At 73.1% G+C, this 10,999-nt stretch carries 2 protein-coding genes; both read left to right on the top strand.

All coding sequences use genetic code 11. The features are described 5' to 3' along the window. Positions 1–9,081, top strand: a 9,081-nt coding sequence (locus tag IEY79_RS37915) for an SDR family NAD(P)-dependent oxidoreductase (protein ID WP_373292704.1), incomplete at its 5' end; no start/stop codon positions are given. 50 nt (positions 9,082–9,131) lie between these two features. Next, the coding region (locus tag IEY79_RS36700) for a type I polyketide synthase (RefSeq protein WP_189112000.1) at positions 9,132–10,999 on the top strand (1,868 nt) is incomplete at its 3' end.

Raw genomic sequence — 10,999 nt, forward strand, 5'->3', positions numbered from 1 at the left:
GCTGTCGAGGTGGCTGACGGCGGTGTGGTGCTGACCGGGCGGGTGTCGGTCCAGTCGCAGCCGTGGCTGGCCGACCACGTTGTGGGTGGCACTGTCCTGATGCCGGGCACCGCTTTCGTGGAGCTGGCGATACGCGCAGGTGACGAGACCGGCTGCGACCACGTCGAGGAACTGACCCTGGAATCACCCCTGGTGCTCCCCGACCGCGGCGGTGTCGCCCTCCAGGTCCGGGTCGCCCCGGAAGACGAAGGCGGGCGGCGTACGTTCAGCGTCCACTCCCGCGGTGACGCCGACGACACGGCCACGGAGTGGACGCGGCACGCCAGCGGCAGCCTGACGGCCGGCGCACCGGAGACCCCGCCCGTGACGGATCTGGCCGCTTGGCCGCCCCCGGACGCCACCCCGATCGACGTCGACGCCCTCTACACGGACCTGGCCGGTATCGGCCTCGACTACGGTCCGCTCTTCCAGGGTCTACAGGCCGCGTGGCGACGCGGCGACGACGTCTTCGCCGAGGTCGCCCTCGCGGACGAAGCCGCTGGCTCGCGCTTCGTCCTGCACCCCGCGCTGCTGGACGCGGCGCTCCACACGATCGCGCTCTCGCGCCAGGACGGCGCGGACCGGGAAGCCGCGGGGCCCGCGCTGCCGTTCGCGTGGACCGGCGTGTCCGTGTACGCCGGTGACCTGGCGGCGCTGCGGGTCAAGCTCGGCGCCGGCGACTCCGGCAGCATTTCCCTGACGATCGCCGACACGTCAGGACAGCCCGTTGCGGCGGTCGAGTCGCTCGCGGTCCGGTCGGTCGACCCGGAGCAACTGCGCAGCGCGCGGACCTCCTCGCACGAGTCGCTGTTCGCACTGGAGTGGACACCGGTGCCCGCCGCGTCCGACGTCCCGGCACCCGCGGGAAGCTGGGCGGCTGTCGGCGCCGCGCCCGACCTCTCCGCACTCGGCGACGTCACCGCCTTCCCCGACCTCGCCGGCCTGGCAGAGGCCGTCGAGGCGGGCTCGGCCGACCCCGGGACCGTACTCCTGTGGCACGTACCGGATCAGGACGCCGTCACCGGCGATCCCGCCGCGGTCCACGGCAGGGCGGGCGACATCCTCGGCGTCGTACAGACCTGGCTCGCCGACCGCCGCTTCGACTCCGCCCGGCTGGTCGTCGTCACGCGGGGTGCCGTCGCGGCGGCACCGGACGCGGCCGACGCCGTCCCCGCCGACCTGTCCGGGGCCGCACTCTGGGGCCTGATCCGCTCCGCGCAGTCGGAGCACCCGGACCGCTTCGCGCTCCTCGACCTCGACGCGCACGACGCCCCATGGCCCGCCCTGTCCGCGGCGCTCGCCGCGGGCGAGCCCCAACTCGCCGTGCGCGGAGGGTCCCTCTACGCGCCCCGGCTGGTACGGGCCGCAGCCCCGGCCGACGACGGCAGTGGCCCCCGCGCCCTGGACCCCGACGGCACGGTGCTGATCACCGGCGGCACCGGCGGGCTCGGCGGTCTTGTGGCCCGGCATCTGGTGGCCGAGCACGGAGCCCGGCACCTGCTGCTGACCAGCCGGCGCGGCATGGACGCGCCCGGCGCGCAGGAACTGGCCGCGGAGCTGGCGGAACTCGGCGCCGCGGCGACGGTCGCCGCGTGCGACGTCGCCGACCGCGACGCCGTGGCCGCACTGCTGGCCGAGGTCCCCGCGGAACACCCGCTCACCGCGGTTGTCCACACTGCAGGTGTGCTGGACGACGGCGTGATGTCCTCGCTCACCCCCGGGCACTTGGACCGGGTCTTCGGCCCGAAGGCGGATGCCGCGTGGCACCTCCACGAGTTGACCGCCGGGCAGGACCTGTCGGCGTTCGTGCTGTTCTCCTCGGCGGCCGGGGTCCTGGGTGCGCCGGGGCAGGGCAACTACAGCGCGGCCAACGCGTACCTGGACGCGCTCGCGGCGTACCGCAGGAACTCCGGCCTCCCCGCCGTCTCGCTGGCATGGGGGCTGTGGGATCAGACCGGAGGCATCACCGCCCGGCTGGACCAGGCCCACAACGCCCGCCTGTCCCGCGGCGGCATGGTGCCGATGGCGCCGGCCGAAGGGCTGGCCCTCTTCGACGCCGCGCTCTCGCTGCACGCACCGATGACTGTGCCCATGCGGCTCGACTTCGCTGCGGCACGTGCGGCGGCCCGCGAAGGTACGATGCCTCCGCTGCTGCGGAAGCTGGTACGCGTCCCGGCCCAGCGGCCGAGCCGCGGCGGCACGTCGGCCCACGCCTCGTCCGCGCTGGCCGAGCAATTGGCTGGCCTGTCCGCGGCGGAGCAGGGGCGGCGCGTACTGGAGCTGGTGCGGTCGCACACCGCCACCGTGCTCGGCCACGCCTCGGCACACGACATCGAGGCCAGGCGGGGCTTCCTGGAACTCGGCCTCGACTCCCTGATGGCCGTCGAGCTGCGCAACCGGCTCAACGCGGCCACCGGCCTGCGGCTGCCCGCGACGCTGATCTTCGACTACCCCACCCCCGACGCGCTCGCCGAGTACATACGCGGGGAGTCGGTGGGCGTGGCGGAGGCACCGGCCGGGCAGGTTGTTCCGGTCGCGGCGGCGGCGGACGAGCCCATCGCGATCGTCGCGATGAGCTGCCGCTACCCGGGAGGCGTGGACACGCCGGAAGCCCTGTGGCGTCTTGTCGCCGAAGGCGGGGACGCGATCAGCGAGTTCCCGACCGGCCGCGGCTGGGACGTCGACGGCTTGTACGACCCGGACCCCGAGCGGGTCGGCAAGACGTACTCCCGCGAGGGCGGATTCGTCCACGACGCCGAACACTTCGACGCCGGATTCTTCGGGATCTCGCCGCGCGAGGCACTGACGATGGATCCGCAGCAGCGGCTGCTGCTGGAGTCCACGTGGGAGGTCTTCGAGCGGGCCGGCATCGATCCGCAGTCGCTGCGCGGTACCCCGACCGGCGTGTTCGCCGGCGTCATGTACAACGACTACCTTTCCCGGCTCCCGCGTACCCCGGAAGGGCTCGAGGGCCACTTCGGCACCGGCAGCGCGGGCAGCGTGGTGTCGGGCCGCGTGTCGTACACCTTCGGTCTCGAAGGTCCCGCGGTGACGGTGGACACGGCGTGTTCCTCGTCGCTCGTGGCCATGCACCTCGCGGCGCAGGCGCTGCGATCGGGCGAGTGCTCGCTCGCGCTCGCCGGCGGCGCCACGGTCATGTCCAGCCCGATCGCCTTCGTGGAGTTCAGCCGGCAGCGCGGGCTGGCGGCCGACGGGCGGTGCAAGTCGTTCAGTTCCTCGGCCGACGGCACCGGCTGGGGCGAAGGTGTCGGACTGCTGCTGCTGGAGCGGTTGTCGGACGCCGAGCGCAACGGGCATCCGGTGCTCGCGGTGCTGCGTGGCAGCGCCGTGAACCAGGACGGTGCCAGCAGCGGGCTGACGGCGCCGAACGGCCCGTCGCAGCAGCGCGTCATCCGGCAGGCGCTGGCCAGCTCGCGGCTGACGCCCGCCGACGTCGATGCGGTGGAGGCGCACGGTACGGGGACGACGCTGGGTGACCCGATCGAGGCGCAGTCGCTGCTCGCGACCTACGGCCAGGAACGTACCGACGACCGGCCGTTGTGGCTGGGGTCGATCAAGTCGAACATCGGGCATACGCAGGCTGCGGCGGGTGTGGCCGGTGTGATCAAGATGGTGATGGCGATGCGGCACGGTGAGTTGCCCCGCACGCTGCACGTGGACCAGCCGTCGCCGCACGTCGACTGGTCGACGGGGTCGGTGTCGCTGCTGACCGAGAACCGGCCGTGGCCGGAGACGGGCCAGCCGCGCAGGTCCGCGGTGTCCTCCTTCGGGATCAGCGGCACCAACGCCCACGTCGTACTGGAACAGGCGCCCGCACCCGCGGACGAAGCCGGGACCGGCGCGGAAGACGGTGACAACGTCGGCGAGGCGCCCGGGATGCCGGTCGTGCCCTGGCTCGTCTCGGCCGGTTCCGAGGCGGCGCTGCGTGCGCAGGCCGCACACTTGCACCGGCACCTGGCGGCCGCCCCCGGCCTGCGGGCGACCGATGTGGCCTACTCGCTGGCCACGAGCCGCGCTGCCCTGGAGCACCGGGCAGTCGTACTCGCGGGCGAGCACGAAGGTCTGCTTGCCGGCCTGGAGGGGTTGGCGCGGGGTGAGAGCGCCGCGGGCGTGGTGACGGGCGTTGCCCGTGGCACGAGTGGCCCGGCGGTGCTGATGTTCCCCGGTCAGGGATCGCAATGGGCCGGGATGGCGGTGCGTCTCTTCGAGGAGTCGCCCGCCTTCGCGGAGCAGTTGCGGGCGTGCGCGGATGCCCTTGCCCCGTACGTGGACTGGGACCTGCTCGCGGTGCTGCACGGCGAGGAGGGCGCGCCGGGGCTGGACCGCGTGGACGTGGTACAGCCGGTGCTTTTCGCGGTGCTGGTCTCGCTGGCGCACCTGTGGCGGGCGCACGGAGTAGAGCCCGCGGCGGTGTACGGGCACTCGCAGGGAGAGATCGCCGCCGTGTGTGTCGCGGGTGGTTTGTCGCTGCCGGACGCGGCGAAGGTGGTGGCGCTGCGGAGCCGGGCACTGGTCGCTTTGGCGGGCAGCGGCGGGATGATGTCCGTCGCGCTGGGCCGGGAAGCGATCGAGGAGCGGCTGGGCCGCTGGGACGGTGCGTTGTCGGTGGCTGCCGTCAACGGGCCGCGGTCGGTGGTCGTTTCCGGTGCGGACGCCGCGCTGGACGAGCTGGCTGCCGAGTGCGGTGAGGAAGGTGTCCGTACGCGGCGCGTCCCGGTGGACTACGCCTCGCACTCGCCGCACGTCGAGGAAGTCCGCGAGGAGCTGCTTGCGGCACTGGCGGACATCCGGCCGAAGGCCGCGGAGATCCCCTTCCTGTCGACGGTGACGGGGGAGTGGGAGGACACAGCCGGGCTGGATGCCGCGTACTGGTTCCGGAATCTGCGGGAGCCGGTGGAGTTCGAGGCGGCTACCCGGGCGCTGCTGGACGCGGGGCACCGGGTGTTCGTGGAGGCAAGTCCGCATCCGGTGCTCGTGGTCGGGGTGCAGGAGACCATCGACGACGTCAACGCGCCTGCCGCGGCCCTGGGGTCGCTGCGCCGCGACGAAGGTGGCCTGGACCGCTTCACCACCTCGGTCGCGGAGGCCTTCACCCACGGCACCCCCGTCGACTGGCCGGCGATGTTCGCCGGCGCAGGGGCGCGGCGGGTGGAGCTGCCGACCTATCAGTTCCAGCGTGAGCCCTACTGGCTGTCCGTCACGGGCGGCTCCGGGGATCCGATGGAGCTGGGCCAGGGCTCCGTGGAGCACCCGTTGCTGGCGGCCGCCGTGGAGCTGGCCGACGGCGGTGTGGTGCTGACCGGGCGGGTGTCGCTCCAGTCGCACCCGTGGCTGGGTGATCACGCGGTGGGCGGGACGGTCCTCATGCCCGGTACCGCCTTTGTGGAGCTGGCGATTCGGGCCGGCGACGAGGTCGGCTGCGACCGGGTAGAGGAGCTGACGCTGGAAGCGCCGCTGATCCTGCCCGAGCGCGGCGGTGCGGCACTCCAGGTCCGGGTCGCCCCGGAGGACGAGAGCGGGCTCCGCACCTTCACCGTGCACTCCCGCCCCGACGGTGAGGACGCGGCCGGCGAGTGGACGCAGCACGTGAGCGGCAGCCTGGCCGACGGCTCGGCGGCCGGCGATGCGCCCGTCGCCGGTGACCTCACGGCCTGGCCGCCCGCGGGCGCCACCCCCGTCGACATCGAGGGGCACTACGAGCGGGCGGCCGAAGCCGGCTACGGCTATGGCGACGCCTTCCAGGGGCTGCGGGCCGCGTGGCTGCGCGGGGACGAGGTCTTCGCCGAGGTCGCGCTGCCCGAGCCCGTCCGCGAGCAGGCCGCCGGGTTCGGCGTGCATCCGGCGCTGCTGGACGCCGCCGTGCAGGCGAGCGGCCTGGGCGACTTCTTCCCGGGCGAGAGCAAGGTGCGGTTGCCATTCGCGTGGAGTTCGGTGCGGCTCTTCGCCTCCGGTGCGTCCGCGTTGCGGGTGCGGCTGTCGCGCACGGGTGCGGACGGCATCGGTGTCGAGGTCGCCGACACGGAGGGCCGTCCGGTGGCGGTGGCCGGTTCGCTGGTTGTACGGCCGGTGGAGCCGGAGCAGTTGGCCCGGATGGGCGGCGGTGACGGCGACGGGCTGCTGCGGCTGGAGTGGACCGCGCTGTCCGGCGTCGGTTCCGCGCCGGCCGGGGGTTCGCCCGGCCGGTGGGGGATCGTCGGTGACGACGTACACGGCGTGGGTGCCGGTCTGCACGCGGCCGGTGCCGCCGTGGAGACCTACGCCGACATGGCGGCACTCGGCACCGCACTCGAAACCGGCACTCCCGTCCCCGACGTGGTCGCGCTGGTCTGCGCGGAAGCCGGGAAGTCGGGCGACGGGGTGGCGGCTGCGGTGCGTCAGGAAGTGTCGCGGGTGCTGGGGCAGCTCCAGGAGTGGCTTGCCGACGAGCGGTGGGCGTCCTCGCGGTTGATGGTGCTGACCCGTTCCGCGGTGTCGACCGCCCGCGGTGAGGACGTGCCGGATCTGACCGAGTCGGGTGTGTGGGGCCTGGTGCGTTCCGCGCAGTCGGAGAACCGCGACCGGATCACCCTGGTCGACCTGGACGACCCGGCGTCCGCCGGCCTGCTGCCCGCCCTCCTGGACAGCGACGAACCCCAGCTCGCCGTGCGGGCGGGAGAAGTGCTCGCACCCCGGCTCGCGCGGACCCACCCCGATCTCCTCTCGCCCCCGAACGGCGTGCCCTGGCGCCTGGACGTGCAGGGCAAGGACATCGGCCTTGAAGGTCTGGTGCCGCTGCCCTGCCCCGAGGTCTACGACCCGCTTCCCCCGGGCAAGGTGCGCGTCGCGATGCGCGCCGCCGGGCTGAACTTTCGCGACGTGCTCGTCGCCCTGGGGATGGTCCCGAACCGCGTGTTCACCGGCGGCGAAGGCGCCGGTGTCGTCACCGCCGTGGGGCCCGACGTGGAGGGCTTCGCCGTCGGCGACCGGGTGCTGGGATTCGTCCCGCAGGCGTTCGGCCCGCTGGCGGTGGCGGACCAGCGGGCGCTGGTGAAGATGCCCGCGGGCTGGTCCTTCGAGGAGGCCGCCGCGGTGCCCGCGGTGTTCCTGACCGCCTGGTACGGGCTGGTGGATCTCGGCGATCTGCGCAAGGGCGAAACGCTCCTCATCCACGCGGCGGCCGGCGGCGTCGGCACGGCGGCGACGCAGATCGCCCGCTATCTGGGCGCCGAGGTCTACGGCACCGCCAGCCTCCCCAAGCACGCCGTGCTGGAGGAGATGGGATTCGACGAGGCGCACCGCGCCTCGTCCCGCGACCTCGACTTCGAGGGCCATTTCCTGGAGGTCACCGAAGGGCGCGGGGTGGATGTCGTCCTCAACTCCCTGTCCGGAGAGTACGTCGAGGCGTCCGCGCGGCTCCTGCCGCGCGGTGGCCGGTTCCTGGAGATGGGCAAGACCGACATCCGCGACCCCCAGGACATCGCCGCCGCCTTCCCGGGAGTGGAGTACGAGGCGTACGACCTGATGCAGTCGGGGCCGGATCGCATGCAGGAGATGCTGACGGAGGTCGTGGGCCTGATCGAGGCCGGCGAGCTGCGGCACATCCCGGTGACGACGTTCGACGTCAGCCGGGCCCGGGAGGCGTTCCGCTACCTGGGCCAGGCGCGCAACGTCGGCAAGGTGGTGCTGACGATCCCGCCGCTGCTGGACGGCAGCGGGTCGGTGCTGGTGACCGGCGGGACCGGCGTGGTCGGCTCGGCCGTGGCGCGGCATCTGGCCGAGTCCTACGGTGTACGGCATCTGGTGCTGACCAGCCGGCGCGGCATGGCGGCGCCGGGCGCGGCGGAGTTGGTCGACGAGCTGGCGGGCCTGGGCGCGCAGGCGAGTGTGGTGGCGTGCGACGCGGCCGACCGCGACGCGCTGGCCTCGGTGCTGTCCGGGATTCCGGATGAGCATCCGCTGGCGGCGGTGGTGCATTCGGCGGGTGTCCTGGCCGACGGCGTGATCGGGTCCTTGACGGGAGAACATCTGGAGGCCGTGCTGCGGCCGAAGGTCGATGCGGCGGTGAATCTGCACGAGCTGACGCGGGACATGGATCTGTCGGCTTTCGTGCTCTTCTCCTCGGCTGCGGGTGTCCTCGGTGCGCCGGGGCAGGGCAACTACGCCGCGGCGAACGCCTTCCTGGACGGCCTCGCCGCCCACCGGCGGGCCCAGGGCCTGACCGCGACGTCCGTGGCGTGGGGCCTGTGGACCCAAGCCAGCGGGATGACCGGGCATTTGGACGAGCAGGACATCGCCCGTATGGGACGCTCCGGCTTCGTCGGCCTCTCGACGGACCAGGGGCTGTCGCTGTTCGACGCGGCGCTCAAGACCGACGAGGCACTGGCGATCGCCGTCCGGCTGGAGTTGTCCCGGCTGCGCAGGCAGGGGGCTTCCGGCGGCGTACCTGCGATGCTGCGCGGGATGGTCCGGGTTCCGTCGCGGCGGGTCGCGAGTGCCGCCGCGGACAGCTCCGAGCTGGTGCGGCGCCTGGTCGCGCTGTCCGAGGCGGAGCAGCGCCGGCTTCTCAGCGATCTGGTCCGGGGTCAAGCGGGCTCCGTGCTGGGCCACGCCTCACCGGAGTCGCTGGACAGCGCGCAGGCGTTCAAGGACATCGGGTTCGACTCCCTGACGGCCGTCGAGCTGCGCAACCGGCTCAACGCGGCCACCGGGCTGCGGTTGCCCGCGACGCTGATCTTCGACTACCCCACCCCCGACGTACTCGCCGACCACATCCGCCGGGAGCTGGGTGCCGGTGGCGGGAACGGCGCTGCCGGCGCCGGAACCCACGTCGACCAAGAGCTGACGCGGCTGGAGGCGGCACTTGCCGGCGTGCAGCCGACAGGCGAGGCACGAACCGCACTCACCGCCCGGTTGCAGGCCCTGCTCTGGAAGCTGGACGACGCGCCGGACGAGGCGGACAGCACCGACAAGAAGGCAGCCATCGAGTCCGCGGACAGCGCGGAAATGCTCGCCCTGATGGAGAAGGAACTCGGCCTGAACTGATCACGCCCGACCTCACGCCGCCCGTCTTTCACGTTGGAGGTGCACCCCAGATGGCTACCGAAGAAGGCAAACTCCTCGACTACTCCAAGCGGCTCATGACCGAGCTCGTGCAGACGCGCGAGCGGCTGAGCCGGCTGGAGAAGCAAGCCAGGGAACCGATCGCGATCGTCGCCATGAGCTGCCGGTACCCGGGAGGGGTGCAAACACCGGAAGACCTCTGGCAGTTGGTCTCCGCGGGCCGCGACGCCATCTCGGAGTTCCCGTCCGACCGGGGCTGGGACCTCGACGGGCTGTACGACCCGGACCCGGACAGCCTCGGGAAGTCGTACACGCGGCACGGCGGGTTCATGGACGACGTCGGCGGGTTCGACGCCGCGCTGTTCGGGATCTCGCCGCGCGAGGCGCTGGCGATGGATCCGCAGCAGCGGCTGCTGCTGGAGTCCGCATGGGAGGTCTTCGAACGCGCCGAGATGGACCCGATGGCGCAGCGGGGCTCACCCGTGGGCGTGTTCGTCGGGGCCATGGCTTCGGACTACACCCTGGGCATCACCTCCAGCGAAAGCGCCGAAGGCTTCGCGGTCACCGGCAGCCTCCCCAGCGTGGTGTCGGGCCGCGTCTCCTACGTCTTCGGTCTCGAGGGGCCCGCGGTGACGGTGGACACGGCGTGTTCCTCGTCGCTCGTGGCCATGCACCTCGCGGCGCAGGCGCTGCGGGCGGAGGAGTGCTCGCTCGCGCTCGCCGGCGGCGCCACCGTACTGCCGAGCCCGGCGGCGTTCGTCGAGTTCAGCCGCCAGCGCGGCCTGTCCCCGAACGGGCGGTGCAAGTCGTTCAGTTCGTCGGCGGACGGCACCGGCTGGGGCGAGGGCGTGGGTCTGCTGCTGCTGGAGCGGCTGTCGGATGCCGAACGCAACGGGCATCCGGTGCTCGCGGTGCTGCGCGGCAGCGCGGTGAACCAGGACGGCGCGAGCAACGGGCTGACGGCGCCGAACGGTCCCTCCCAGCAGCGGGTGATCCGGCAGGCGTTGGCTAACTCGCGGCTGTCGGCGGCCGATGTCGACGCCGTGGAGGCGCACGGCACGGGGACCACGCTGGGTGACCCGATCGAGGCGCAGTCGCTGCTCGCGACCTACGGCCAGGACCGCTCTGAGGACCGGCCGTTGTGGTTGGGATCGGTGAAGTCGAACATCGCGCACACGCAGGCAGCGGCGGGTGTGGCCGGTGTGATCAAGATGGTGATGGCCATGCGGCACGGGGAGCTGCCCCGCACGCTGCACGTAGAAGAGCCCTCGCCGCACGTCGACTGGTCGACGGGTGCCGTGTCGCTGCTGACGGAGAACCGGCCGTGGCCGGAGACGGGCCGGCCGCGCCGCGCCGGGGTGTCGTCCTTCGGCGTCAGCGGCACCAACGCCCACGTCGTACTGGAGCAGGCGCCGGCGACCGCGACGGCCGACGACGACGGTGGGCCGCCGGACGAGACGGTGGTGCCGCTGGTGCTGTCCGCGCGATCGGAGACGGCGCTGCGTGTCCAGGCGGAGCGCCTGCACCGGCACCTGGCGGCCGACCCGGGCCTGCGGCTGGCAGACGTGGGCTACTCGCTGGCCACCACCCGGGCGCGTCTCGACCATCGCGCGGTGGTGATCGGGGACGACCACGAGACCCTGCTCGCCGGACTGGAGGGGCTGGCGCGGGGCGAAGGTGCCGCGGGCGCGGTGTCGGGCGTTGCCCGTGGCGCGAGCGGCCCCGCGGTGCTGATGTTCCCGGGCCAGGGGTCGCAGTGGGCCGGTATGGCGGTGCGTCTCTCTGAGGAGTCGCCTGCTTTCGCGGAGCAGTTGCGGGCATGTGCGGATGCCCTTGCTCCGCACGTGGACTGGGACTTGCTCGCGGTGCTGCGCGGCGAGAAGGGCGCGCCGGGGCTGGA

The organism is Streptomyces camponoticapitis (assembly GCF_014646115.1).
Lineage (GTDB): Bacteria > Actinomycetota > Actinomycetes > Streptomycetales > Streptomycetaceae > Streptomyces > Streptomyces camponoticapitis.